General features: G+C 71.1%; 23 protein-coding genes. 18 read left to right on the forward strand and 5 right to left on the reverse strand.

Translation table 11 applies throughout. The features are described from left to right. From dop to prcA, 5 genes are all read left to right on the forward strand, one after another. Positions 1-1,088 (forward strand): depupylase/deamidase Dop (gene dop, locus G6W55_RS26445; protein WP_175523319.1); only part of this gene is annotated, 1,088 nt, incomplete at its 5' end. 189 nt (positions 1,089-1,277) lie between these two features. Beyond that, a complete protein-coding gene (locus G6W55_RS26450) occupies positions 1,278-1,496 on the forward strand; it encodes a ubiquitin-like protein Pup (RefSeq protein ID WP_030795495.1) in 219 nt (72 codons plus the stop codon). A 48-nt stretch (positions 1,497-1,544) separates the two neighbouring features. Next, entirely contained in the window at positions 1,545-2,150 is a 606-nt protein-coding gene (locus tag G6W55_RS26455; RefSeq protein WP_175523320.1) for an endonuclease VII domain-containing protein, read from the forward strand. Then, entirely contained in the window at positions 2,102-2,947 is an 846-nt protein-coding gene (gene prcB, locus G6W55_RS26460) for a proteasome subunit beta (protein WP_175523321.1), read from the forward strand. The genes G6W55_RS26455 and prcB overlap by 49 nt, the downstream gene beginning before the upstream one ends. A 62-nt stretch (positions 2,948-3,009) precedes the next feature. Next, the gene (prcA, locus tag G6W55_RS26465) at positions 3,010-3,762 is read left to right on the forward strand and encodes a proteasome subunit alpha (RefSeq protein WP_175523322.1); all 753 of its coding nucleotides are present in this window, start codon (positions 3,010-3,012) and stop codon (positions 3,760-3,762) included. Between the two features lie 106 nt (positions 3,763-3,868). Here the strand turns inward: prcA and G6W55_RS26470 are convergent, their stop codons facing one another. Further along, positions 3,869-4,924: a LacI family DNA-binding transcriptional regulator gene (locus tag G6W55_RS26470; protein ID WP_217687389.1), complete on the reverse strand. Its 1,056-nt coding sequence runs from the start codon at positions 4,922-4,924 to the stop codon at positions 3,869-3,871. A 78-nt stretch (positions 4,925-5,002) separates the two neighbouring features. Between G6W55_RS26470 and G6W55_RS26475 the strand changes: the two genes are divergently transcribed. From G6W55_RS26475 to G6W55_RS26535, 13 genes are all read left to right on the forward strand, one after another. Continuing rightward, complete coding sequence (locus G6W55_RS26475) at positions 5,003-6,271, forward strand: MFS transporter (RefSeq protein WP_175523324.1); 1,269 nt, start codon at positions 5,003-5,005, stop codon at positions 6,269-6,271. Between the two features lie 9 nt (positions 6,272-6,280). After that, positions 6,281-7,642 (forward strand): Pup--protein ligase, encoded by a 1,362-nt coding sequence (gene pafA / locus G6W55_RS26480; protein ID WP_030795508.1) that lies wholly within the window; start codon positions 6,281-6,283, stop codon positions 7,640-7,642. Between the two features lie 219 nt (positions 7,643-7,861). Continuing rightward, a complete protein-coding gene (locus tag G6W55_RS39455; RefSeq protein ID WP_175523325.1) occupies positions 7,862-8,494 on the forward strand; it encodes a matrixin family metalloprotease in 633 nt (210 codons plus the stop codon). Between the two features lie 17 nt (positions 8,495-8,511). Continuing rightward, entirely contained in the window at positions 8,512-9,180 is a 669-nt protein-coding gene (locus tag G6W55_RS26490; RefSeq protein WP_175523326.1) for a hypothetical protein, read from the forward strand. A gap of 158 nt (positions 9,181-9,338) precedes the next feature. Continuing rightward, the gene (locus tag G6W55_RS26495; RefSeq protein WP_175523327.1) at positions 9,339-10,319 is read left to right on the forward strand and encodes an FKBP-type peptidyl-prolyl cis-trans isomerase; all 981 of its coding nucleotides are present in this window, start codon (positions 9,339-9,341) and stop codon (positions 10,317-10,319) included. A gap of 55 nt (positions 10,320-10,374) precedes the next feature. Beyond that, the gene (locus tag G6W55_RS26500; RefSeq protein ID WP_030795519.1) at positions 10,375-10,746 is read left to right on the forward strand and encodes an FKBP-type peptidyl-prolyl cis-trans isomerase; all 372 of its coding nucleotides are present in this window, start codon (positions 10,375-10,377) and stop codon (positions 10,744-10,746) included. Positions 10,747-10,969: 223 nt separating this feature from the next. After that, complete coding sequence (locus G6W55_RS26505) at positions 10,970-11,923, forward strand: YafY family protein (RefSeq protein WP_175523328.1); 954 nt, start codon at positions 10,970-10,972, stop codon at positions 11,921-11,923. 18 nt (positions 11,924-11,941) lie between these two features. After that, on the forward strand, positions 11,942-12,997 hold the full coding sequence (locus G6W55_RS26510) for a YafY family protein (RefSeq protein ID WP_175523329.1): 1,056 nt from the start codon (positions 11,942-11,944) through the stop codon (positions 12,995-12,997). After that, positions 12,994-13,284 carry a hypothetical protein gene (locus tag G6W55_RS26515; RefSeq protein ID WP_085208284.1) on the forward strand — a complete coding sequence of 97 codons (291 nt, stop codon included), beginning with the start codon at positions 12,994-12,996 and terminating at the stop codon, positions 13,282-13,284. The genes G6W55_RS26510 and G6W55_RS26515 overlap by 4 nt, the downstream gene beginning before the upstream one ends. Before the next feature lie 19 nt (positions 13,285-13,303). After that, positions 13,304-13,498, forward strand: coding sequence for a hypothetical protein (locus G6W55_RS26520; protein WP_175523330.1), 195 nt, complete (start codon positions 13,304-13,306; stop codon positions 13,496-13,498). A gap of 961 nt (positions 13,499-14,459) precedes the next feature. After that, positions 14,460-14,750, forward strand: coding sequence for a Sec-independent protein translocase subunit TatA (gene tatA, locus G6W55_RS26525; RefSeq protein WP_175523331.1), 291 nt, complete (start codon positions 14,460-14,462; stop codon positions 14,748-14,750). A gap of 47 nt (positions 14,751-14,797) precedes the next feature. Beyond that, positions 14,798-15,742 (forward strand): twin-arginine translocase subunit TatC, encoded by a 945-nt coding sequence (tatC, locus tag G6W55_RS26530; RefSeq protein WP_175523332.1) that lies wholly within the window; start codon positions 14,798-14,800, stop codon positions 15,740-15,742. Positions 15,743-15,786: 44 nt separating this feature from the next. Beyond that, entirely contained in the window at positions 15,787-18,636 is a 2,850-nt protein-coding gene (locus G6W55_RS26535; RefSeq protein ID WP_175523333.1) for an RNA helicase, read from the forward strand. Positions 18,637-18,822: 186 nt separating this feature from the next. On the opposite strand, the gene atzF is transcribed toward G6W55_RS26535, so the two are convergent. From atzF to G6W55_RS26555, 4 genes are read right to left on the reverse strand one after another with little or no spacing between them, the layout of a single operon-like run. Beyond that, positions 18,823-20,475, reverse strand: a complete 1,653-nt coding sequence (gene atzF / locus G6W55_RS26540; protein ID WP_175523334.1) for an allophanate hydrolase — start codon at positions 20,473-20,475, stop codon at positions 18,823-18,825. A 14-nt stretch (positions 20,476-20,489) separates the two neighbouring features. Then, on the reverse strand, positions 20,490-23,996 hold the full coding sequence (locus G6W55_RS26545; RefSeq protein ID WP_175523335.1) for a 5-oxoprolinase/urea amidolyase family protein: 3,507 nt from the start codon (positions 23,994-23,996) through the stop codon (positions 20,490-20,492). Continuing rightward, positions 23,993-24,595 (reverse strand): urea amidolyase associated protein UAAP2, encoded by a 603-nt coding sequence (locus G6W55_RS26550; protein WP_175523336.1) that lies wholly within the window; start codon positions 24,593-24,595, stop codon positions 23,993-23,995. The genes G6W55_RS26545 and G6W55_RS26550 overlap by 4 nt, the downstream gene beginning before the upstream one ends. Beyond that, the gene (locus G6W55_RS26555; protein ID WP_175523337.1) at positions 24,592-25,416 is read right to left on the reverse strand and encodes an urea amidolyase associated protein UAAP1; all 825 of its coding nucleotides are present in this window, start codon (positions 25,414-25,416) and stop codon (positions 24,592-24,594) included. Before G6W55_RS26555 ends, G6W55_RS26550 begins: the two co-directional genes overlap by 4 nt. Between the last annotated feature and the right edge of the window lie 38 nt (positions 25,417-25,454).

The raw sequence follows: 25,454 nt of genomic DNA on the forward strand, positions 1-25,454 counted from the left end.
ACAAGAACAACACCGACAACAAGGGCGCCTCCTACGGCACGCACGAGAACTACCTCATGAAGCGGGAAACCGCCTTCTCCGACATCGTGCGCCACCTCACCCCCTTCTTCGTCTCCCGCCAGGTCTTCGCCGGCGCCGGACGCGTCGGCATCGGCCAGGACGGCCACGAACACGGCTTCCAGCTCAGCCAGCGCGCCGACTACTTCGAAGTCGAGGTCGGCCTCGAGACCACCCTCAAGCGCCCCATCATCAACACCCGCGACGAACCCCACGCCGACGCCGAGAAGTACCGCCGCCTCCACGTGATCATCGGCGACGCCAACCTCTCCGAGATCTCCACCTACCTCAAGCTCGGCACCACGGCGCTGGTCCTCTCCATGATCGAGGACGGCTTCATCGCGGTGGACCTCGCGGTCGACCAGCCCGTACGCACCCTCCACCAGGTCTCCCACGACCCCACGCTCAAGCGCCTCGTCACGCTGCGCAGCGGCCGCACACTGACCGCCGTCCAGCTCCAGATGGAGTACTTCGAGCTGTCGCGCAAGTACGTGGAGGAGCGCTACGGCGCCGACGCCGACGACCAGACCAAGGACGTCCTCGCCCGCTGGGAGGACACGCTCACGCGCCTCGAGAACGACCCCATGAGCCTCGCCGGCGAACTCGACTGGGTCGCCAAGCGGGAGCTCATGGAGGGCTACCGCCGCCGCGACGACCTCGACTGGGACGCCGCACGCCTCCACCTCGTCGACCTCCAGTACGCCGACGTACGCGCCGAGAAGGGCCTCTACAACCGCCTCGTGGCCCGCGGCCGCATCAAGCGGCTCCTCGACGAGGCCGAGGTCGAGCGCGCCCGGTCCAAGCCCCCGGAGGACACCCGCGCCTACTTCCGCGGCCGCTGCCTGGAGCAGTACGCCGACGACGTCGCCGCGGCCTCCTGGGACTCGGTCATCTTCGACCTCCCCGGCCGCGACAGCCTCCAGCGCGTCCCAACCCTCGAACCGCTTCGCGGAACGCGAAATCACGTCAAGGCGCTCCTGGACCGCTGCCGCACGGCAGAAGACCTGGTCAGGGTCCTGTCGGGCGGCTGAACGAGCCACAGCACGCACCCTTGCGGACAGGGTGGAAATCCTGCCGCGAGGGAATCATCGAGATGGCCCTCGTACGTTGGAACAACTGCGGGGCCGATGTCGGACCCGCCTTGTAGGGTCTGATCATCACCGATCGGCAGGAATGCCGACCTGTCGACCATGTCGGGCGAACTGAGCGGGGTGAAGGTTATGGCGACCAAGGACACCGGCGGCGGACAGCAGAAGGCGACGCGCTCCACGGAAGAGACCGAGGAGCAGACGACCGAGGCGCAGGGCTCCGAAGACCTCAAGGAGCGCCAGGAAAAGCTGAGCGACGACGTGGACTCCGTTCTTGACGAAATTGACGATGTACTCGAAGAGAACGCCGAGGATTTCGTGAGGTCCTTCGTGCAAAAAGGTGGCGAGTAGGGCCTAGTAGGTCGCTTTCGCCTTCGAAATGAAGGTGCGGGGGTAAGGGTGGCGGACGAGCCGGACGCGAAGCACTGCCGGAAATGCGAGCGGGACCTGCCGCCTGCGGCGTTCGCGCGTGACCGGAACCGGCGGGACGGCCTCCAGGTGCACTGCCGGGAGTGCGTGGCGGAGTACAGCGCCGCGCACTACCGGCGGCGCCGGGAGGCCCTGGGGAAGAAGGTCCGGGAGAAGGTGGACGTCCCGGCGGGCCACAAGCTCTGCCGGACCTGCGGAGAGATCAAGCCGCACGACGCCTGGCACCGCAACGCGACCGCTTCGGACGGACTGTCGACGCGGTGCAAGGCGTGCCGGGCCGAGCGGGGGCGGCGGGATCATCTGATGCGCCAGTACGGCATCACCGAAGCCCAGCGCGACGAATTGATCGCCTCTCAGGGCGGCGTCTGCTGTATATGTCTGGCCGCTCCGGCCGAACATGTGGATCACTGCCATCAGACGGGTAGGGTCCGAGGCGTACTGTGCTTCAGCTGCAATGCCGCACTGGGGCAGTTCAAGGATCGGCCCGATGCCATAAGGCGGGCTGCGACATATGTGGAAGGAAACGCGTGGAAGCCAACACTCGTAGCACCGGGCGTCTACCGGCTGCCTTCCTGACGCCTGGGTCGTCCTCGTTCATGGACTTTCTCTCCGAGCATCAGCCCGAGATGCTGCCGGGCAACCGGCAGTTGCCCCGTACGCAGGGTGTGATCGAGGCGCCGCACGGGACGACCATCGTCGGTGTGACGTTCCCGGGCGGTGTGGTGCTCGCCGGTGACCGGCGGGCGACCATGGGCAATGTCATCGCGCAGCGGGACATCGAGAAGGTGTTCCCGGCGGACGAGTACTCGGCCGTCGGTATCGCCGGCACGGCGGGTCTCGCCGTCGAGATGGTCAAGCTGTTCCAGTTGGAGCTGGAGCATTTCGAGAAGGTCGAGGGGGCGCAGCTCTCGCTGGAGGGCAAGGCGAACCGGCTGTCGACGATGATCCGTTCCAACCTGGGCATGGCGATGCAGGGGTTGGCGGTGGTGCCGTTGTTCGCGGGGTTCGATGTGGACCGTGGCAAGGGGCGGATCTTCTCGTACGACGTGACGGGTGGCCGTTCGGAGGAGCACAACTTCGCGGCGACGGGTTCGGGCTCGGTGTTCGCGCGGAGTGCGATGAAGAAGCTGTTCCATGACGCTCTGACCGAGGAGCAGGCGACCACGTTGGTGGTGCAGGCTCTGTACGACGCGGCGGACGACGATTCGGCGACGGGTGGTCCGGATGTCGCGCGCCGGATCTATCCGATCATCACGGTGATCACCGAGAGTGGTTTCCGCAGGCTGACGGAGGAGGAGTCCTCCGAGATCGCCCGTGTGATTCTTGCGCGCCGGCTGGAGCAGCCGGACGGGCCGCGTGCCGCTCTGCTGTAGGGGCGGGGCCGTTTCTCATCGCAGGTGATCCAGTGACTTCGACAGAAAGGGACGGATAACCGGTGTCGACTCCGTTCTATGTGTCTCCTCAGCAGGCGATGGCGGATCGCGCGGAGTATGCGCGCAAGGGCATCGCTCGTGGCCGCAGTCTGGTGGTGCTCCAGTACGCCGACGGCATTGTGTTCGTGGGTGAGAACCCGTCGCGTGCGTTGCACAAGTTCAGTGAGATCTATGACCGGATCGGTTTCGCGGCCGCCGGTAAGTACAACGAGTACGAGAATCTTCGGATCGGTGGTGTGCGGTACGCCGATCTGCGGGGCTACACGTATGACCGGGACGATGTGACCGCGCGTGGTCTGGCGAACGTGTACGCGCAGACGTTGGGGACGATCTTCTCGTCGGCGGGTGAGAAGCCGTACGAGGTGGAGCTGGTGGTGGCCGAGGTGGGTGCCACGCCGGACGGGGATCAGATCTATCGGCTGCCGCACGACGGTTCGATCGTGGACGAGCACGGTTCGGTGGCGGTCGGTGGTAACGCGGAGCAGATCAGCAGTTATCTGGATCAGCGTCATCAGGACGGTATGACGTTGGCGGAGGCGTTGAAGCTGGCGGTGCAGGCGTTGTCGCGGGACACCAACGGTACGCAGCGGGAGATTCCCGCGGAGCGGCTGGAGGTGGCGGTGCTGGACCGGACGCGTCCGCAGTCGCGGAAGTTCAAGCGGATCGTGGGTCCGCAGTTGTCGCGGTTGCTGGCTGCGGGGGGTGCCGAGTCGGAGGCGGAGAGTTCCGAGGAGGAGGGTTCCGGTGAGGAGTGACGCGGTGCGGGGCGTCGTGTCCTGTTGGTGAGTGTTTGTGCGGTGTGTTCTGTGCCCCGGTCGTCCGTCGGCCGGGGCGCGGGGCTTTTCAGGGGCCGGGTGGCGTTCAGGGGGTGCTGGGTGGGGCTGTGGAGCCTCGGAGGACGAGTTGGACGGGGATGTCTCCGGCGTCGGGTTCGCGGCCGTCCAGGACGGCGAGGAGGGCGTGCATGCCGCGTTCGCCGAATTGTTCGGCGTCGAGTCGGACGGTGGTGAGTTCGGGGTCGAGGGCGGTGGCGAGGGCGAGGTCGTCGAGGCCGGTGACGGAGAGGTCGTCGGGGATGCGCAGGCCGAGGCGGCGGAGGGCTTTGTAGGCGCCGGCGGCGAGTTTGTCGTCGTCGCAGACGATGGCGGTGGGGCGGGGTCCCGGTGTGGTGAGGGCGGTTTCGGCGGCGCGTCGGGCGTCGTCGATGGTGATGGCGGCGGGGGCGGTGCGCAGGGTGGTGCCGGGGACGGCGGTGAGGCGGCGGGCGAGTTCGTGGGCGCGGACGTGGAAGGTCCAGGAGGGGATGTCGGCGGCGAGGTGGAGGAAGTGGCGGTGGCCGAGGCCGAGGAGGTGGTCGGTGATCTGGCGGATGCCGTCGGTGATGTCGAGGTTGACGGTGGCGGCGCCGAGGCTGCCGGTGGGGTCGCTGTCGAGCATGACGAGGGGGAGTTGGTCGCCGCGGATGGCGGTGAGGGCGTCGGCGGCCATGGAGGAGGCGATGACGCCGTCGAGGGCGGCCTGGGCGGAGGCGAAGGGGTCGCGGGCCGGGCCGACGCCTTCGGGGGAGGGGTAGAGGACGACGCCGAAGCCGTGGGCGGCGGCGACGCGGGCGGCGCCGGTGTAGACGCCGGCGAAGAATTCGGTGGTGAGGGCGGGGACGACGAGGAGGACGGTGCGGGTGTGGCCGAGGCGGAGGTTGCGGGCGGCGAGGTTGGGGCGGTAGCCGAGGTCGCGGGCGGCCTGGCGGACGCGCGCGGCGGTGGTCTCGGAGACGCGGCCGCGCCATTTGTCGCCGAGGACGAGGGAGACGGCGGCCTGGGAGACGCCGGCGGCCTGGGCGACGTCGCGGCTGGTGGGTCGGGTGCCTCGGGCCACCGGGGTGCTGCTCCTTCGTCTGGACTGGTGAACAGCGCACATGGTACGTATGACAAGAGACGTTATACGTAAAACCCCGGGTCGGTCCGCCGTTCCGGGCGAGCCGACGGAGGCGGGCCGGTGGCCGCTGGTTTCGCGGGGTACGGGGAGATCCTGAGGGCGCGGCATGCCGCGCGGCTGCTGGGCGGGACGCTGGTGGGGCGGCTGCCGAACGCGACGTCGGCGATCGCGATCATGCTGTTCGTGCGGGCCGAGGGCGGTACGTACAGCCTGGGCGGGGCGCTGGTGGCGGTGTACGGCGTGGCGAACGCGGTGGGGCAGCCGTTGCTGGGCCGGCTGGTGGATCTGTACGGGCAGCCGCGGGTGCAGTTGCCGGCGGCGGTGGTGTCGGCGCTGGCGATGGCGGTGTTCGCGTTCACGGGGCTGGATCCGCTGCTGCTCGCGTATGCGGCGGTGGGGGCGGCGGGGTTGTTCACGCCGCCGTTGGAGGGGGGTCTGCGGGCGTTGTGGCCGTCGGTGCTGCGCCGGGAGGATCAGGTGCACACGGCGTATTCGATGGACGCGGTGGCGCAGGAGGTCATGTTCACGGTGGGGCCGCTGCTGGTGACGTTGTGCGTGGCGCTGGGGTCGGAGCGGGCGGCGTTGCTGGTGCTGAACGGTGTGGGGGTGCTGGGGGCGTTGTCGGTGGTGGTGTCGGCGCCGTCGCGGGCGTGGCGGTCGGCGCCGCGGGAGGCGCACTGGCTGGGGGCGTTGCGGTCGCCGGGGCTGCTGGTGCTGTTGGGGGCGTTGCTGTGGGTGGGGATCGCGATGGGGTCGATCACGGTGGCGGCGGTGCCGTACGCGGATGCTCATGGCGGTGATGTGGTGTACGGGTGGCTGATGGCGGCGCTGGGGCTTGGTGCGCTGGTGGGTGGTGTGGGGTATGGGGCGCGGCGGTGGAGCGGGGTGCCGGAGCGGCGGCTGCGGGTGCTGGTGGCGTTTCTGGCGGTGTGTTATCTGCCGTTGACGCTGATGCCCGGGCCGGTGGCGATGGTGGGGCTGGCGGTGCTCGCGGGTGTGTTTCTGGCGCCGGTGCTGGCGTGTGCGTTCGTGATCGTGGACCGGCATGCTCCGCGGGGGACGGTGACGGAGGCGTTCTCGTGGCTGGTGACGATGTTCACGGTGGGCGCGTCGGCCGGGACGGCTCTGGCGGGGCCGGTGGTCGAGGCGGGCGGGGCGCGGTGGGGGTTCGCTCTGCCGGGGGTGGCGGGTGCGGTGGCTTTGGTGGTTTTGCTGGTCACGGGCAGGGTACTGGGGGTGCCCGCGGAATGCGGGGTCGTTGCGGCTTCATCGGAAAATGATCCAAACCGTGCTGCCGAACCCCGTTTCAGTTCAGGGGATCGGGCGTAATGTTCAGTCATGGACCGCCGCATTTTCGGGCTGGAGAACGAGTACGGCGTCACGTGCACGTTCAGGGGACAGCGCCGCCTGTCGCCTGACGAGGTGGCGCGGTACCTCTTCCGCCGTGTCGTGTCATGGGGCCGTAGCAGCAATGTCTTTCTGCGGAACGGCGCCCGCCTGTATCTCGACGTGGGTTCGCATCCGGAATACGCGACACCGGAATGTGACAATGTGACCGAACTGGTCACCCACGACAAGGCCGGCGAGCGCATTCTCGAAGGACTCCTGGTGGACGCGGAACGACGCCTGCACGAGGAAGGAATCGCGGGCGACGTCTACCTCTTCAAGAACAACACCGACTCGGCGGGCAACTCTTATGGTTGCCACGAGAACTACCTGGTGGCGCGGCACGGGGAGTTCTCCCGGCTCGCGGACATCCTGATCCCGTTCCTGGTGACCCGGCAGCTTCTGTGCGGCGCGGGCAAGGTGCTCCAGACGCCTCGTGGGGCCGTCTACTGCGTCAGCCAGCGCGCCGAGCACATCTGGGAGGGCGTCTCCTCGGCGACGACCCGTTCGCGACCCATCATCAACACCCGTGACGAGCCGCACGCGGACGCCGAGCGGTACCGGCGGCTGCATGTCATCGTCGGGGACTCGAACATGTCCGAGACGACCATGCTGCTGAAGGTCGGTGCGACCGATCTGGTGCTGCGCATGATCGAGGCGGGCACGGTGATGCGTGATCTGACGCTGGAGAACCCGATCCGGGCGATCCGTGAGGTCAGTCATGACATCACGGGCCGGCGCAAGGTGCGCCTCGCCAGCGGCCGTGAGGCGTCGGCGCTGGAGGTGCAGCGCGAGTACTACGAGAAGGCCGTGGACTTCGTGGAGCGCCGCGGGATCCGTACGGGCACGGTCGATCAGGTCCTGGAGCTGTGGGGCCGGACGCTGGACGCGATCGAGGCGGAGGATCTCGACCGGATCGGCACCGAGATCGACTGGGTGATGAAGTACAAGCTCATCGAGCGGTACCGGGCCAAGCACAACATGACGATGTCGCATCCGCGGGTGGCGCAGATAGACCTCGCCTACCACGACATCCACCGTCGTCGTGGTCTGTACTACCTGCTGGAGCGCAAGGGGCAGGCGACCCGGATCTGCAACGACCTGAAGATCTTCGAGGGCAAGTCGGTGCCCCCGCAGACGACGCGGGCGCGGTTGCGCGGGGACTTCATCCGCCGGGCCCAGGAGCAGCGCCGGGACTTCACGGTGGACTGGGTGCATCTGAAGCTCAACGACCAGGCGCAGCGCACCGTGTTGTGCAAGGACCCGTTCCGTTCGGTGGACGACCGGGTGGAGAAGCTGATCGCCGGTATGTGAGCCGGTGGTGCGTGTGTGAGCCGGTTCAGGCCCGGTGTCCGGAGGTGTTCGTCGCCTCCGGGCACCGGGCTTTTCCGTGCGTCTCTGTCAATTCGGGTGCAGGCGGGGCGAGTTGGTGTTAATTTCTGGCCAGTCGTCATGGCCATGACCGGGCTGACGGCTCGCTGTGATGTCCCGACGGGGGACGTCAGAAGCATCGACACACAACGGGGGCTCATTGTGCGCTCAGTCACGACACATGCCCGAACGGCGGTCGTCCTCGGGACGGCGGGACTCGTCGCCGCGACAGCGCTGGTGGGAGTGACCGCCTCGCCCGCCGAGGCGTACTGCCGCACCGGCATGACGAAGTGGAACAGCACCGCCAACGCGAAGACCATCGGCGCCAACACCACGTTCCCCAGCGGGCTGAGGAGCGGGCTCAACGGCGGGCTGGCGCAGTGGAACCGCAGCGGTTCCGCGCTGCGCTACAACGCGCCCGTCTACACCAGCGGCTGGCAGATCTACGCCTGGCGCGCGTCCTACAGCTACACCAGCCTCATGGGCAGCGCGCCCGGCTACGCCTCCGCCCAGCGCTCCGGCAGCACCCACAACGGCGGCACGCTGTACCTGTCCAACCGGTTCACCTGGGTCAACGGCAGCCAGGACATCAACGCCGGCAAGGCGGACGTGCAGACGGTCGCCGTGCACGAGATCGGTCACTTCACCGGACTCGCCCACCCCTGGTCGCCGCACTGCACCGACGGCACGGCGTACACCGACGCCGAGAAGAAGTCGGTCATGACGGCGATCAACAGCGGTACCCGGCGCTCGCTGAACAGCGACGACATCGCCGGCGTCACGGCCATCTACTGAACGGGGGAGACCAAGAGATGAGTGCAGTTCGCACGACGAGGCCGCGCGCCGCGGCCCGTGCCGCGGCCGCCGTCGCCCTGCTGGTGCTCGGCGCCACGGCCTGCGCGGGAACCGGCACGGACAGCGGGTCCGGTGCCGCGAAGAAGGACGGGGCCGAGCCGGTCCGGGTCATATCCGGCCACCCGTACGCGGTCGACAGCAGCCCCGAGGCCGCCCTGGCATTCCCGCTCAACGAGAACGTCTTCGAGGGCACGGTCGTGAAGACGCGTCCCGATGTGTACGCCAAGGACGTGCTCGACGACGGATCGACCTTCGAGGTCGTCTACACGCCCGTCGTCGTCCGGGTCGACGAGGTCCACAAGGGCGGCCTGAAGAAGGGCGCCGAGGTCGTCCTGCGGTCGATGGGCGGCACCGCCGACGGCGTCCGCTACGAGATCGGGGAGGCCCCGGCGAAGAACGTCTTCACCAAGGGCGCCTCCCTCGTCGTCTTCGGCAGCGCCTACGAGGCCGTCGACTCCGAGAGCGCCCCGGCGCTGACGCCCAACTTCCTCTACCGGGAGGCGGGTGACACCGTCGTCGACGCCACCTACGCGGACGGCGCGCACGACGGCGGACCGGCCGCCCGCGCCGACCGGGCGAAGTTCCTCGGTGAACTCCGCTCGCTGGACGGCCACTCGGCCTCCTGACCCACCGCACCCTCCGCCCCGCGGAGCCGTGCACGCGTGAACGCCGCCCGGGCCGTACACCGGTCCGGGCGGCGGCGTGTCGCGTGCTGATCTGCCCCCGGCGCGCACAGGTCGTAGAGTGGCGGCCATTGCCCCCACCCCCGATCCCAGTTGGACGGATGAACCACACCATGAAACGACGCCTGGCCGCGATGCTGGCCGTTCCCGCCCTGCTGTTCACCGCCGCCGCGTGCGGATCGGACGACGGGAACAACGGCGACACCTCGGGAGGCGTCGCCGAGGTTTCGGGCAAGGCCGGGGCGAAGCCCGAGATCACGATTCCCAAGGACACCGACCCGTCCGAGAAGACCGTCGTCAAGACGGTCACGCCGGGCAGCGGTACGGCGATCAAGGACTCCGAGTTCGTGCGGCTGGACTGGACCGTCGAGAAGTGGGGCGACGACCAGCAGCTCGGCGGCACCTGGACCGACGCGGCCACCGGTGACACGCCCCGCAGGCAGGCCGTCGAGCAGATCGGCAAGCCGAGCCAGCAGTTGCCCGAGAAGGTCCTCGACGCGGTGAAGGGCCAGAAGCCCGGCAGCCGCATCCTGGTCCAGGGCACCGCGGGCGACCTGATCGGCGAGAACCTCAACACCGCCTCCGGGATCTCCGCCGACGACGTGCTGATCTGGGTGGTCGACCCGGTCGGCGGCACCGCCGTCGACGCCAAGGCCGAGGTCAAGGGCGAGCAGGCACCCCCGGCCGCCGGCATGCCCGAGGTCGAGGCCAAGCCGCAGCAGGCGGCCACCATCACCATCCCCAAGGGCGTCAAGGCACCCACCACGCTCAAGGAGCAGGTGCTGATCAAGGGCGACGGCAAGAAGGTCGAGGCCGGACAGGGCCTGATCGCCCAGTACACCGGGGTCAAGTGGGAGGACGGCAAGAAGTTCGACTCCTCCTGGGACCACGGCGGCGCCACCGCCTTCCAGATCGGCACCGGCTCCGTGGTGGAAGGCTGGGACAAGGGCCTGGTCGGCAAGAACGTCGGCGACCGGGTGCTGCTGGTGATCCCGCCCGCGCTCGCCTACGGCGCGAACCCCAGCAGCGAGCTGGCCAAGAACACGCTGGTCTTCGTCGTGGACATCCTCGGCACGGTCTGACCCCCGGGTCTGACAGGCTGTTCCCGACGCACGTCACGCAACAAGGAGAGAAGAAGTGAGCATCGACAAGCCCGAGATCGACTTCCCCGAAGGCGAGCCCCCGGCGGACCTGGAGATCAAGGACATCTGGGAGGGCGAGGGCGCCGTCGCGGAGGCCGGGCAGAACGTCACCGTCCACTACGTGGGTGTCGCCTTCAGCACGGGCGAGGAGTTCGACGCGAGCTGGAACCGCGGCACGCCGTTCACCTTCCCGCTCGGCGGCGGCCGGGTCATCAAGGGCTGGGACCGCGGTGTGCAGGGCATGAAGGTCGGCGGACGCCGCCAGCTCACCATCCCCGCCCACCTCGCCTACGGCGACCACAGCCCCACCCCGGCGATCAAGCCCGGCGAGACGCTGATCTTCGTCGTGGACCTGATCAAGGTCTGATCATCAAAGATCATCAAAAGATGATCGTCGCGGTCTGATCGCCCGGCGACCGTCGTACGACCGGGAGGCGACCGGAGTGCGACCGGTCGTGACCACCTGGGGCCCATGCCTGTCCGGGCATGGGCCCTCGGCTTTTGTCAGGACACCGCGGAGCGGTACGGTCGTCGCTCGTAAGCACCGAGTCGTCGGGTCGTGAGCACCGGGAAGAAGGCGAAGGGCGTCGATGGCCATTGCCAAGGCAGAGCGGCTGATGAACCTCGCGCTGTGTCTGCTCGGGACGCGCAGGCCGCTCAGCAAGCGGGAGCTGCGCGAGTCCGTCGAGGCGTACCTCGAGGCCGGCTCCGACGACTCCTTCAACCGCATGTTCGAGCGTGACAAGGACGATCTGCGCGAGCTGGGCCTGGTCATCGAGACCGTGGAGAGCCTCGACGGCGAGATCGGCTACCTCGCCCGCCGCGACAGCAACCGGCTGCCGCCCATCACCCTCGACGCCGAGGAGGCCGCCGCCCTGGGGCTCGCCGCCAAGGTGTGGCAGCAGGCCCGGCTCGCCGGCGCCGCCAGCGGCGCCCTCCAGAAGCTGCGCGCCGCCGGCCTGCCCGAGGACGTCGACCCCTACGAGGCGCACGGCGCGCTGGAACCGCGGATCCCCGTGCACGAGGCGGCCTTCGAACCGCTGATGCTGGCCCTGCGCGACCGCCGTCCCGTCGTCTTCGACTACCGCAAGGCCACCGCCGCCCGGCCCGAGCCCCGGCTCGTGGAGCCCTGGGCGCTGGAGTGCTGGCGCGGCCACTGGTACCTGGCCGGGTTCGACCGCGACCGGGGCGCCGAGCGCGTCTTCCGGCTGTCGCGGATCACCGGCAAGGTCCGCTCGCGCGGCACGAGCTTCACCGCGCCCGTCCCGGACGTCGTCACCGTCCGTGAGACCGTCGCGAGCTGGGCGGGGGAGAGCGCCGACCGCAGCGCCCTGATCCGGCTGCGCGCGGGCGCCGGTTACCCCCTGCGGGCGAAAGCCGCGGCCGTCCGGGAACTCGGGAACGGCTGGGACGAGTTGGAGATTCCGTACGGGCACGGGCTGGACGCCTGGCTGGTGGAGTTCGGGCCGGACGTGGTGGTGCTGGAGCCCGCCGAGCTGCGGGCGGACGTCGTGGACCGGCTGCGAGCCGTGGCCAAGGGCTGAGGGGGAGCGAGCAACACAGTGGCAGGCAAACCGGTCAGGCCGGCGAACGCGATCGACCAGACCCGGCGGATGCTCTCCCTGGTGACCTACCTCAGGGAACGCCCCGGCGCGCGGATCGAGGACGTGGCACGCGCCTTCGGCATCACCGAGGACGAACTGGTCTCCGACCTCGACGTGCTGCCCATGTGCGGCACCAGCTTCCGCGGCGGCGATCTGCTGGACATCGACACCGACGGCGAGCGCATCTGGTGGCACAACCCGGCCGCCCTGGGCGCCGACGCCGCCGAACCGCTGCGGCTCGCCGCCGACGAGGCGACCGCCCTGCTGGTCGCCGCGCGCGCGGTGGCCACGCTGCCGGGTCTGCGCGAGGGCGACCGGCAGGCGCTGCTGCGCGCCACCGCCAAGGTGGAGGCCGCCGCGGGCGAGGCCGCCGGGGCCAGCGCCCGGCTCTCGGTGACCTTCGAGTCCGAGGGCGGCGTCTTCGCCGACGTCGACCGGGCGATCTCCGAGCGCCGCCGGCTGTGGATCCGCTACTACTCGCCCGCCCGCGACGAGCTGTCCGAGCGTGAGATCGACCCGATCCGCCTCGTCTCCGTCGGCCACACCTATGTGGAGGCGTGGTGCCGGCGCTCCGAGGCCCGGCGCACCTTCCGGCTGGACCGCGTCGCCGAGATCAAGATCCTCGACGAGCCGTCCGCGCCGCCCGAGATCGAGCTGCGGGACCTGTCGGAGGCGCTGGTGCAGCCGGCCGCCGAGGATCCCGAGGTCGTCGTGGAGGTCGGCCCCGGCGGGCGCTGGGTCGCCGAGTACTACCCGCACGACAGCGCCGATGAACTTCCCGAGGGCGGGCTGCGTATCACCCTGCGCACGCCCGACCCGGCCTCGCTCAGACGCCTCGCCCTGCGGCTCGGCCGCGACGGCCGGATCGTCTCGCCCCCGGAGCTGGCCGACAGCGCCCGCCGGGCGGCCAGCGAGGCGCTGACGGCGTACGACGGCATGGACGCGGGCGAGCAGGCCGGTACTGCCGGGGGGCGGCAGGAGAGTCCGATCGAGGGGCGGGAGCAGCAGCGGTGAGCGAGACGATGACGTCCGGTGCGCGGGGCATCTCGGTGGCCTCGGCGTTCGCCGGGATGAGAAGCGTGGGCCCGGTCCTGTTCCGGGCCGGCTGCCCGGACTGCCGGGGCCGCTTCGAACTGGGCGCGAGCGCGCTGCTGCTCGCGATAGGTGCCAGCAGCCGCACCACGTTCTACTCGTTCACCTGCCCCGAGTGCGGCGCGGCCGTCCGCAAGCCGGCCGGCGAACGGATCGTCGAACTGCTCACCGGCGGCGGGGTACGCACCCTGCGCCTGCACACCGCGTAGCACGGTCTAGGCTCGGCTCATGTTCTGGCCGATGTTCGCCGTTGCCATGGGTTTCCTGGGTCTCGCCGTCCTCACGGTGTTCGCCGCCCGCGTCTTCCTGGAGGCCCGCCGCCTGGGCCACCAGGTCACGGAATCGGCCCGCCGCATCAACCGAGCCGCGGAGGACCTGGAACGGGCGGCGATGAGCGCGGCCAAGACCGCCGACACGTTGTGACTCCGTCGGCGAGGCGGGATCCAGGCCCGATACCGGCACGCTGTGAGTTTCGCGACGATACCAGGCGGGTCCGAAGCCGGCACGCGGCGAGCCCGGCGTCGGCGTTCCTGGGGTTTCGCGTCGGCACGCGATAGCCGCGGCGCGGGCATCGGCGGCAGGTGAGCGCCGTGCCGACTCGTGGCGGGCCCGGTGTCGGCACGGTGGGTCTCCGCAGGCTGAGACCTCGCCGTCGGCATCCTGCGAGCCCCACGCCGGCACGCGGCCGGTGCGGGGCGGTACGTGGTGAGCCTCCCGCGCCGGCACGCGACGAATCCGGCGCTCAGCGTGCTGTGAGTCGTGCGTCGCTATGTGGCGGGCACCCGCTGCCGGCGCGGTGAGCCCGGCGTCGCATGGTGTGAGTCTCCATCCGATACGTGGATACGTGGCGGATCCGGCGTCGGCACGCGGTGAGTCTCGTGCCCGCAGGCGGCGAGCCCGGCGTTCGGCATGCTGTGACTGCCGGTCCGGTGCGCGGGTGTGTCTCCCGTGCGCACAGCGCGGCGAATCCGGCGCCGGCGTCCTGGGAGTCCCGGGCCGGCACGCGGTGCGTGTCTTCCGCGCCGACAGACGGTGAGCCCAGGCACCGACGGCGAGCCCCGGCGTCGGTGTGACGTGAGGACCGGGCCGTCGGGGTGTGGGGGACCGCCGTCGGGGACCCGGGCGTCCGGTACCTGCACCTTGTGAGTCTGGTGAGGAATGCGTTTTGGGCCACTTCGCCCTCCCGCCCCGGCGCCAGGGGCAGGTACGCTGCTGATCGCGGGCCGAAGAGCGAGGCGCGGACCGCGGACCGGGAGTACGCACGGGGATTGCCGGACGTTCACCCCTGAGCGTTACGATCGCTGCCAGCACGGTCGTTCGGACGCCTGTCCGACCGGTCGGACAGCACCCCCACCCAACCGCCTCGGTGAGAAGGTAAAGACTTATGTTCGGAAGGCTCGGCGCCCCCGAGATCATTCTCATCCTCGTCGTCATCATCCTGCTGTTCGGCGCGAAGAAGCTTCCGGACATGGCCCGCTCGCTCGGCAAGTCGGCGCGCATCCTCAAGAGCGAGGCCAAGGCGATGAAGGACGACGGCAGCAACTCCGCCACCGCCCCCGCCGACCCGCCGGCCCCCGGCGAGCAGGCCCCCTCGCAGCGCACCATCCAGGCCGCCCCCGGTGACGTGACCAGCTCGCGCCCGGTCGCCGAGCCCACGGACACGACCAAGCGCTGATGCAGGGCCGGTGACCTCCGGCCCGCCGCACGAGATGGGAACGTGGGTTGCTCAAGTCTGCCCGCAAGCAGGAGAAGGACCCCGAGGGGCGGATGCCGCTCGCGGAGCATCTGCGTGAGCTGCGCAACCGGCTCGCGAAGGCGATGCTGGCCATCGTCCTCGTGACGATCGTCGCCGCCTTCTTCTACAAGGACATCATCGAGTTCTTCACGAACCCGATCCTCAACGCCGTGGGGTGCGACGCCACCTTCTCCGAGCTGGCGAAGCAGGACACCGGCAACTGCGCCCGCATCGTGCTCAACGGTCTGCTGACCCCCTTCACCCTCGCCCTCAAGGTCTCCCTGATGGCCGGTGTGATCTTCGCGTCGCCGGTCTGGCTCTACCAGCTCTGGGCCTTCGTCGCGCCCGGACTGCACCAGCACGAGCGCAAGTACGCCTACGCGTTCGTCGGCACCGGCGTCCCGCTCTTCCTCGGCGGCGCGTTCTTCGCCTACAAGACGCTGCCCACCATGGCGAAGGTCCTCCTGGAGTTCTCCCCCGCGGACCTGGACAACCAGTTGCCGCTGGACGACCTCCTCGACCTGATCGTCCGCATGGTGCTCGTCTTCGGCCTCTCCTTCGAGCTGCCGCTGCTGCTGGTGATGCTCAACCTCACCGGGGCGCTGACCGGCAAGCGCATGCTCGGCTGGTGGCGCGGCATGATCATCGGCATCACGGTGTTCGCCGCGGTCGCCACCCCCAGCACCGACCCGCTCACCATGCTGGCGCTCGCCGGACCCATCTGGATCCTCTACTTCTTCGCCACCGGCTTCTCCCTGCTCAACGACCGCCGCAGACGCCGCCGGGACGAACTCGGCCCCGCCGACGACGAGGCGTCCGAGCTGGACCTCACCCCCGAGGACATCGGCGAGGTCGAGAACATCGGCACCACCCGCACCGTGCCCGGGCAGACCAGCACCGAGCGCGTCAACGGATACGACGACGTGACGTGACGTGACGCCGGCCTGACCTGCCCCTGCCGGGCCCGATCCGGATAATGATCGTCCCGTTGTCAGCGGCGCCCGGTACGCTCGAAAGCACGATGACAGAGGATCTCTCACCGGCCGAGCGGTACGCGGCGGCGCGCATGCGTGCCGTCGAGCAGGCCACCGCACTCGCGTCCTTCCGCGAGATGTACGACTTCGGCCTCGACCCCTTCCAGATCGAGGCGTGCCAGGCACTCGAGGCGGGCAAGGGCGTCCTGGTGGCCGCCCCCACCGGCTCGGGCAAGACGATCGTGGGCGAGTTCGCCGTCCACCTCGCCCTCCAGCAGGGCAAGAAGTGCTTCTACACGACCCCCATCAAGGCGCTGTCGAACCAGAAGTACTCCGACCTGTGCCGCCGCTACGGCCAGGACAAGGTCGGCCTGCTCACCGGTGACAACAGCGTCAACTCCGACGCCCCGGTGGTCGTGATGACCACCGAGGTGCTGCGGAACATGCTGTACGCCGGCTCGCAGACCCTGCTCGGCCTCGGCTACGTGGTGATGGACGAGGTGCACTACCTCTCCGACCGCTTCCGCGGCGCCGTCTGGGAAGAGGTGATCATCCACCTGCCCGAGTCGGTCACCCTCGTCTCGCTCTCCGCGACCGTGTCCAACGCCGAGGAGTTCGGTGACTGGCTGGACACCGTCCGCGGCGACACCGAGGTGATCGTCTCCGAGCACCGGCCCGTGCCGCTGTTCCAGCACGTCCTGGCCGGCCGCCGTATGTACGACCTGTTCGAGGAGGGCGAGGGCCACCGCAGGGCCGTCAACCCCGACCTCACCCGGCTGGCCCGGATGGAGGCCAGCCGGCCCTCCTACCAGGACCGCAGACGCGGCCGCGGGCTGCGCGAGGCCGACCGCGAGCGTGAGCGCCGGCAGCGCTCCCGGGTGTGGACCCCGGGCCGGCCCGAGGTCATCGAGCGGCTCGACTCCGAGGGCCTGCTGCCCGCCATCACCTTCATCTTCAGCCGCGCCGCCTGCGAGGCCGCCGTCCAGCAGTGCCTGTACGCCGGACTGCGGCTCAACGACGAGGACGCGCGCGCCGAGGTCCGCGCCCTCGTCGAGGAGCGCACCGCCGCCATCCCCCGCGAGGACCTGCACGTCCTCGGCTACTACGAGTGGCTGGAGGGCCTGGAGCGCGGGATCGCCGCCCATCACGCGGGCATGCTGCCGACCTTCAAGGAGGTCGTCGAGGAGCTGTTCGTGCGCGGCCTGGTCAAGGCCGTGTTCGCCACCGAGACCCTGGCGCTCGGCATCAACATGCCGGCGCGCTCCGTGGTCCTGGAGAAGCTCGTCAAGTGGAACGGCGAACAGCACGCCGACATCACCCCCGGCGAGTACACCCAGCTCACCGGGCGGGCCGGCCGGCGCGGCATCGATGTCGAGGGCCATGCCGTCGTGCTGTGGCAGCGCGCCATGAACCCCGACCACCTCGCCGGACTCGCCGGCACCCGTACCTATCCGCTGCGCTCCAGCTTCAAGCCGTCGTACAACATGGCGGTCAACCTGGTCGAGCAGTTCGGCCGGCACCGCTCGCGCGAGCTGCTGGAGACGTCGTTCGCGCAGTTCCAGGCGGACCGTTCGGTCGTCGGGATCTCCCGGCAGGTGCAGCGCAACGAAGAGGGACTGGAGGGCTACAAGGCCTCCATGACCTGCCATCTCGGCGACTTCGAGGAGTACGCGCGGCTGCGCCGCGACCTCAAGGACCGGGAGACCGAGCTGGCCCGGCAGGGCGCCAGCCAGCGGCGCGCCGAGGCCGCCGTCGCGCTGGAGAAGCTCAAGCCGGGCGACGTCATCCACGTCCCCACCGGCAAGTACGCGGGCCTGGCCCTGGTCCTGGACCCCGGTCTGCCGGCCGGGCGGGCCAACGGCCACCGCGGTTTCGAGGCGCACGACGGCCCGCGCCCCCTGGTGCTGACGGCCGAGCGGCAGGTGAAGCGGCTGGCGTCGATGGACTTCCCGGTGCCGGTCGAGGCGCTGGAGCGGATGCGGATCCCCAAGTCCTTCAACCCGCGCTCCCCGCAGTCCCGCCGCGATCTGGCCTCCGCGCTGCGCACCAAGGCCGGGCACATCACGCCGGAGCGGGCCCGGAAGAAGCGCTCCCAGGCCGCCGACGACCGGGAGATCGCCCGGCTGCGGACCGCCCTGCGCGCCCATCCCTGCCACGGCTGCGCCGAGCGCGAGGACCACGCCCGGTGGGCCGAGCGCTACCACCGGCTGCTGAAGGACACCTCGCAGTTGGAGCGGCGCATCGAGGGCCGTACCAACACCATCGCCCGCACCTTCGACCGGATCGTCGCCCTGCTCACCGAGCTGGACTACCTCCGTGGCGACGAGGTCACCGAGGACGGCAAGCGCCTCGCCCGGCTCTACGGCGAGCTGGACCTGCTGGCCAGCGAATGCCTGCGGGCCGGTGTGTGGGAGGGCCTCGGCCCGGCCGAACTCGCCGCCTGTGTCTCCGCCCTGGTCTACGAGGCCCGGGTCGGCGACGACGCGATGGCACCCAAGCTGCCCTCCGGGGCCGCCAAGGCGGCGCTGGGCGAGATGGTCCGGATCTGGGGGCGGCTCGACGCCCTGGAGGAGGACTTCCGGATCAGCCAGACCGAGGGCGTCGGACAGCGCGAACCCGATCTGGGCTTCGCCTGGGCCGCCTACATGTGGGCCTCCGGCAAGGGGCTCGACGAGGTGCTGCGCGAGGCGGAGATGCCGGCGGGCGACTTCGTGCGCTGGTGCAAGCAGGTCATCGATGTGCTCGGCCAGATCGCCGCGGCGGCCCCCCAGGGCTCCACGGTGGCGAAGTCCGCGCGCAAGGCGGTCGAGCAGGTGCTGCGTGGGGTCGTCGCGTACTCGTCGGTGGGGTGACCGGGCCGGTTCCCGGGGCTCACACGCGCAGGGGACAGGGTCGGCTCCTGGGGCTCATCCGCGCAGGTGGCGGGCTGGCCCCGGGCCTCGCCCACGCACGTAGCAGGCCGGCCCTCGGGCTCATCCGCGCAGGTGGCGGGCTGGCCCCGGGCCTCGCCCACGCACGGAGCAGGCCGACCCTCGGGCTCATCCGCGCAGGTAGGCCCGCCAGCCGCCGTAGCGGGTGATGTCCTCGGCGTCGGCCAGCGCGCCGGGCTCGCACAGGAAGCCCGGCACGCCGGTCCCGTCCGGCAGTTCCACGCTGCCCAGCGTCATCGGGCGGGGCAGGGACGCCACCAGGCGCCCCAGGCCCTCGGCGGGCAGGCGCCAGATCTCCACCTCGATCCCGGCGCCCCCGGCCCCCACATGCTCCAGGCCCGGCTTCGGCGGGCTGGTCCGCAGCGCGTGCAGTCGGTACACCGGGGCGGTCGTGGCCGTCCGCTCCAGCACCGCGCCCAGTGCCAGGAGCTGGGGGTTGAGGGGCTGGCCCGTCAGATGGGCGCCCGCCACGGCCAGTTGGATGTCCGGCCGCAGCAGGGCCGCGACCGCCGCGAGGCGTTCGTCGGTGAACGCCGCGCCGATCAGCATCACCCCGAACGGCAGCCCGGCCACCTCGCCCGCCGGGACCGCCACCGCCGCCAGACCGAACAGGTTCGTGGAGTTGGTGAAGCGGCCCAGCCGGGCGTTGGCGCCCAGCGGATCGGCGGCGACCTCGGCCAGGGTCGGATGCCCGGGCGTCGTGGGCAGCAACAGGGCGTCCGCACCGGCCAGTTCGGCCAGCGCACGGGTGCGCAGGGCGGCCAGCCGGTCCCGGTCGGCGAAGAGACGGTGGGCCGGGATGTCCCGGGCGCGGGAGATGATGCCGGCGACCGTCGGATCGAGGTCCGTACCGGCCGCCCCGCCCGCCTCCATCGCCTTGTCGACAAAGCTTCCTACGGCGGTGTAGCGCTCGGCGACGAACGCGCCCTCGTAGAGCATCGCCGCGGCCTCGGTGAACGGGGTCAGGTCGAGGGTGCGGATCTCGGCGCCGGCCGCCTCCATCCGCCGTACCGCCTGCTCGTAGGCCGTGGTCCAGCCCTCGTCCAGTGCACCGAGCCGGTCGAGCGGCGGGACGGCGATCCGCCACGGGCCGGGGGCGCGGCCGGGGACGGCGGGGACCGTGCCCGTCATCATGTGCGCCAAGGCGCGCTCGGCCTCCGGGAGGGTGCGGGCGAACACGGTCACGCAGTCCAGGGACGCGCAGGCCGGGACCACGCCCTCGGTCGGGACCAGGCCCGGGGTGGGCTTGAGGCCGACGATGCCGTTGAAGGCCGCCGGTACCCGGCCCGAGCCCGCCGTGTCGGTGCCGAGCGCCAGGTCCACGATGCCCAGGGCCACCGCGACCGCCGAACCCGAGCTGGAGCCCCCGCTCACCCGCTCCGGGTCCACGGCGCAGCGCACCGCGCCGTAGGGAGAGCGGGTGCCGACCAGGCCGGTCGCGAACTGGTCCAGGTTCGTCGTGCCCAGCACCAGCGCGCCGGCCGCCCGCAGCCCGGCCACCACCGGTGCGTCGGCGGCCGGACGGTAGGCGTACGAGGGGCAGCCCGCCGTGGTCGGCAGGCCCGCCACGTCGATGTTGCCCTTGACGGCCAGCAGCCGTCCGGCGAGCGGGAGCCGCTCGCCGGACGCCACCCGGGCGTCGATCGAGCGGGCCTCCGCCTCGGTCTCCTCCCGCGGGCGCAGATCGATCCAGATCTCCGGGCGGTCGACCGCGTCGATGCGGTCGTAGGCGGCTTGCAGCCGGGTGAGCGTGGTGGTCATGTGCTGTTCCTCTCTCAGCCGGCGGCCGGGGCCAGGACGACCAGGGCCGTCCCCGCCTCCACCTGGTCGCCGGGACCCGCCAGGATCTGTGCCACCACGCCGTCGGCCGGCGCGTGCACCCGGGACTCCATCTTCATCGCCTCCAGCGCGAGCAGCGGCTGACCCGCCGTCACCCGGTCGCCCGGCGCCACGTCGACCTGCCACACCGAGGCCGTGAACTCGGCCTCGACCAGCCGGCCGCCCGCCGGGACGTGTACCTCGGCCGGGGGAGCGGCCGGGGCGGACGCGGCCTCGGCGCGGGTGAACTCGCCCGCCGCCTCCCACGCGTCGCGCTCGGCGGCGAACGCGGTGCGCTGCCGGGTCCTGAACTCGTCGATGGAACCGGCGTGTTCGTCCAGGAAGGACTGGTAGGCGGCCAGGGAGAAGGTGCCCTCCTCGACGCGCGGCACGAACCGTCCGGAGATGATGTCGGCCCGCAGTTCGAGGAGTTCGTCCGCCTCGACCGGGTACCAGCGGATCCGGTCGAAGAAGCGCAGCAGCCAGGGCGAGCCCGGCTCGAACGCGCCGCGCTGCTGCCACGCCGACCACACCTGGGTGGTGCGGCCCACGAACTGGTAGCCGCCGGGGCCCTCCATGCCGTAGACGCAGAGGTAGGCGCCGCCGATGCCGACGGAGTTCTCGGCGGTCCAGGTGCGGGCAGGGTTGTACTTGGTGGTGACCAGCCGGTGGCGGGGGTCGAGCGGGGTGGCCACCGGGGCGCCGAGGTAGACGTCGCCGAGGCCGAGGACCAGGTACTCGGCGGCGAAGACGGTGTCGTAGACGTCGGCCACCGTGTCCAGGCCGTTGACGCGGCGGATGAACTCGATGTTCCACGGGCACCAGGGGGCGTCGTCGCGGACGCCCGCCATGTAGCGGGCGATCGCCTCGCGGGTCGCCGGGTCGTCCCAGGACAGCGGGAGGTGCACGGTGCGCGACGGCACCACCAGTTGGTCGGTGGGCGGCAGATCGGCCACCAACTGCCTGACCTGTGGCAGGAGTTCTCGGGGGGAGAGGCGCCGGGGGTCGGTGCGGATCTGGAGGGAGCGGATGCCCGGGGTGAGGTCGGTGACGCCGTCCGGCGCGGCCTGGGTGACCGCCTCCATCAGGGCGTGGACCCGCATCCGCAGGGCGAGGTCGAGCTGCATCGGGCCGAACTCGACGAGCAGGTTGTCGTCGCCGCTGCGGCGGTAGGTGACGTCGCCGTCGCGGGCGAGGACACCGCCGTCCACGATCTCCGGGCGCGGGGCGCCGTCTTCGTCGACCGGTTCGAAGCGGACCGTGTCGCCGGGGCGCACCTGGCCCAGCTTCCAGCGCTCGGAGCTGAGCACGGTCGCCGGGCAGACGAATCCGCCGAGCGAGGGGCCGTCGGGGCCGAGCAGCACCGGCATGTCGCCGGTGTAGTCGACGGCGCCCACCGAGTAGGGGGTGTCGTGGATGTTGGAGGGGTGCAGGCCCGCCTCGCCGCCGTCGGTGCGGGCCCAGCGCGGCTTGGGGCCGACCAGGCGCACCCCGGTGCGGGCGGAGTTGAAGTGGACCTTCCAGTCGGCGGCGTAGAAGTCGAGGATGTCGTCCTCGGTGAAGAACTCCGGTGCGGCGTGCGGGCCTTCGACCGCGCCGAGCCGCCACAGCGAGCCGAACTCCGGGCGGTCGGTGACCGGGACGCCCTCGGTGACGGTGCCGCCGTGCAGGACGTCGCCGGTACGCAGGGCCCGGCCGCCGTGACCGCCGAACCGGCCCAGCGTGAAGGTGCTCGCGCTGCCCAGGAACGCGGGCACGTCGAGACCGCCCGCGACCAACACGTAGGTGCGCAGCCCGTGTTCGCCGGGGGCGCCGATCTCCAGCAGGGATCCGGCGGGCACCGTCACCGGCTCCCACTGCGGAACCGGTGTGCCGTCGACGGTGACCGGGGCCGGGGCGCCGGTCACGCACACGGTGGTGGCGTGGGTGAACCGCAACGACGGCCCCTGGAGGGTGCATTCGAGACCGGGGGCGCCCTCGGGGTTGCCCAGCGCCCGGTTGCCGAGGCGGAAGGAGCGGTCGTCCATCGGGCCGGACGGCGGCACCCCGACCTGCCAGTGACCGGTGCGGCCCGGCCAGTCCTGCACGGTGGTCAGCGTGCCGCCGGAGACCACCTCGACGCGCGGCGTCGGATCGTGCACCTCGGCGAGCGTCGCCGTGGAGTGGGCGGCCGTCGCGAACCGGGGGTCGGCGAGCGCCGCCCGCACCAGCCCGAGGTTGGTCTCGATGCCGTCGATCCGGGTGCGGGCCAGCGCCTCGTCCAGCCGGCGCAGCGCGTGCTCGCGGTCCGCGCCGTACGCGATGACCTTGGCGAGCATCGGGTCGTACGACGTCGTCACCTCGGTGCCGGTCTCCACCCAGCCGTCGACGCGCACCCCGGCGGGGAACTCGACCCGGGTGAGCAGGCCCGCGCTGGGCCGGTGGTCGCGGCTGGGGTCCTCGGCGTACAGCCGGGCCTCGACGGCGTGGCCGCGCGGCGGTCCCGGATCGTGTACGACGTCCCGCTCGCCGCGCGCCAGCCGCAGCATCCAGGCGACCAGGTCGACGCCGTAGATCTCCTCGGTGACCGGATGTTCCACCTGGAGGCGGGTGTTGACCTCCAGGAAGTACGCCTCCTCGCGGGCGGCGTCGTACACGAACTCGACCGTGCCGGCGGAGCGGTAGCCGACGGAGGCGCACAAGTCGCGGGCCGCCGAGGCGAGTTCGGCGCGGACACGGTCGGGCAGGCCGGGGGCGGGGGCCTCCTCCAGGATCTTCTGGTTGCGGCGCTGGAGCGAGCAGTCGCGGTCGCCGAAGGTGACGACCCGGCCCGCGCCGTCGCCGAAGACCTGCACCTCGACATGGCGGGCGTGCTCGACGAGGCGTTCCAGGAACACGCCGGCGGTGGCGAAGGAGGCGGCGGCGACGCGCTGCACCCGCTCCCAGGCGTCGGTGAGTTCGGCGGCCGAGCGGCAGGCCGACATGCCGATCCCGCCGCCGCCCCCGGTCGCCTTGAGCATGACGGGGTAGCCGATGGTCTCGGCCTCCGCCAGAGCCGCGGTGAGGGACGGCAGGAGCCCGGTGCCCGGGGCCAGCGGGACACCGGCGGCCTCGGCGGCGGCGCGGGCCGTGTGCTTGGCGCCGAACAGTTCGAGCTGCTCGGGCGTCGGGCCGACGAACACGATCCCGGCGTCGGCGCAGCGGCGGGCGAACACCGCGTCCTCGGACAGGAAGCCGTAGCCGGGGTGGATCGCGCCCGCGCCGGTGTCCTTGGCGGCCTTGAGTACCAGGTCGGCGTCGAGGTACGACTCCTTCGCGGGCGCCGGGCCGAGCCGTACGGCCTCGTCGGCGAGGCGTACGTGCGGGGCGGAGCGGTCGGGGTCGGAGTACACCGCGACCGTGCGCAGGCCCAGTTCGCGGGCCGTGCGGATGATCCGTACGGCGATCTCGCCCCGGTTGGCGACCAGCAGCGTGTCGAACGTCATCCGGCGTCTCCGATCGTCATCTCGACCGCCGTCGGCTCGAAGCCGTTGCAGGGGTTGTTGATCTGGGGGCAGTTGGAGACCAGCACCAGCACGTCGCGTTCGGCGCGCAGGGTGAGGGCGAGGCCGGGGGCGGAGAGGCCGTCGACGATGCCGAGGGTGCCGTCCTTCTCGACGGGCACGTTCATGTACCAGTTGATGTTGGAGACCAGGTCCCGTTTGCCGAGGCCGTGCTTGGCGCCCTCGGCGAGGAAGTTGTCCACGCAGGCGTGCTGGGCGTAGGTGTGGTGGCCGTAGCGCAGGGTGTTGGACTCCTTGGAGCAGGCGCCGCCGACGGTGTCGTGGCGGCCCACGGCGTCGGCGGTCACCGTCATCAGCGGGGTGTGCTCGTCGGAGAGCAGCACGCTGCCCGTGGTGAGGAAGATGCCGCCCTGGGCCTGGACGGTGTCGGGGGCGCTGTAGCGCACGGACGTGTCGTGGGCGTCGTAGACGAGGAAGTCGACGGCCTGGTTGCCGTGCAGGTCGGTGATGGTGAGCGAGGCGCCCTCGGGGACGACGGCCGACCAGGCGGAGCGGGCGGGAATCACGGTCCTGACGCTCATGCGAGCCCCCTCGCGGTGAGGAATTCGGCGGTGTTGAGGAAGGCGCGGCGGCCTTCGGGCGTGGCGTCCCACAGCGGGTCGCCGGGACGGGTGGGGTCCGCGCGCCAGGCGAGGACCTCCAGCGGGGTGCTGACGTAGTCGGGGCGGGGGTCGGCCGGGTGCGGCACGTTGGCGATCAGCACCGTGAGGTCCTGTTCGGCGCGCAGGGTGACGCTCGCGCCCGGTCCCGCCGAGCCGGTGAAGTCGAGGGAGCCGTCGTCGCGGATCTCCACGCCCTGGAAGAAGGAGAGGGAGGGCGGCAGGTCGCGGGCGGTGAGGCCGTTCTTGGCGGCGGCCAGCTTGAACAGCTCGCGTCCGGCGGGGGAGGGGCTCTGCGGAGTGCCGTCGCCGTAGCGGGCCGTGTTGCGGACGAGGGTGGAGGTGCCGCACAGCGCGTCGTGCCGGCCGGAGGTGTCGTCGACCAGCGAGGCCAGCACGCGGCCCTGGTCGGACAGGAGCAGGACGCCCCGGCCGAGGTAGGCGTTCCACTGCACCTTCACCGTGTCGGCGACGTTCAGCCGCTCCCAGGGGCGGCCGTCGACGTACAGCAGCAGATGGGCGCAGGCGTCGCCGCGCAGGTCGGTCAGGCGCAGTTCGGTGCCGCGGGCGAGGACCCGGTGGGTGTAGTTGCCGCCCGCCACGGTCTCCGCCCACACCAGATGCCCCGCCTCGCAGGGCGGCGCCGGCCAGTCGGCGGCCGGCACGACGGGCATGGCCTCGGCCCGCGCCCCCTCCTGCGCCCGGGCATGGGCACGCGCTCCGTAGGTGGTCGCTGTCGCCATCACGGGACCTCTTCTCCTGCGGCTCGGCATCAATTTCT

It is taken from the genome of Streptomyces sp. CAI-85 (assembly GCF_013363615.1).
GTDB classification, from domain to species: Bacteria; Actinomycetota; Actinomycetes; order Streptomycetales; family Streptomycetaceae; genus Streptomyces; species Streptomyces antibioticus_B.

Excerpts from the sequence above, each read along its gene's own strand:
- atzF (WP_175523334.1), bottom strand. The coding sequence starts at position 20,475 with ATGACCACCACGCTCACCCGGCTGCAAGCCGCCTACGACCGCATCGAC.
- pafA (WP_030795508.1), top strand. The coding sequence starts at position 6,281 with ATGGACCGCCGCATTTTCGGGCTGGAGAACGAGTACGGCGTCACGTGC.
- G6W55_RS26470 (WP_217687389.1), bottom strand. The coding sequence starts at position 4,924 with ATGTGCGCTGTTCACCAGTCCAGACGAAGGAGCAGCACCCCGGTGGCC.
- G6W55_RS26545 (WP_175523335.1), bottom strand. The coding sequence starts at position 23,996 with ATGACGTTCGACACGCTGCTGGTCGCCAACCGGGGCGAGATCGCCGTA.
- G6W55_RS26520 (WP_175523330.1), top strand. The coding sequence starts at position 13,304 with ATGTTCTGGCCGATGTTCGCCGTTGCCATGGGTTTCCTGGGTCTCGCC.
- G6W55_RS26495 (WP_175523327.1), top strand. The coding sequence starts at position 9,339 with ATGAACCACACCATGAAACGACGCCTGGCCGCGATGCTGGCCGTTCCC.
- G6W55_RS26555 (WP_175523337.1), bottom strand. The coding sequence starts at position 25,416 with ATGGCGACAGCGACCACCTACGGAGCGCGTGCCCATGCCCGGGCGCAG.
- G6W55_RS26505 (WP_175523328.1), top strand. The coding sequence starts at position 10,970 with ATGGCCATTGCCAAGGCAGAGCGGCTGATGAACCTCGCGCTGTGTCTG.
- tatA (WP_175523331.1), top strand. The coding sequence starts at position 14,460 with ATGTTCGGAAGGCTCGGCGCCCCCGAGATCATTCTCATCCTCGTCGTC.
- G6W55_RS26490 (WP_175523326.1), top strand. The coding sequence starts at position 8,512 with ATGAGTGCAGTTCGCACGACGAGGCCGCGCGCCGCGGCCCGTGCCGCG.
- G6W55_RS26550 (WP_175523336.1), bottom strand. The coding sequence starts at position 24,595 with ATGAGCGTCAGGACCGTGATTCCCGCCCGCTCCGCCTGGTCGGCCGTC.
- G6W55_RS26450 (WP_030795495.1), top strand. The coding sequence starts at position 1,278 with ATGGCGACCAAGGACACCGGCGGCGGACAGCAGAAGGCGACGCGCTCC.
- G6W55_RS26535 (WP_175523333.1), top strand. The coding sequence starts at position 15,787 with ATGATCGTCCCGTTGTCAGCGGCGCCCGGTACGCTCGAAAGCACGATG.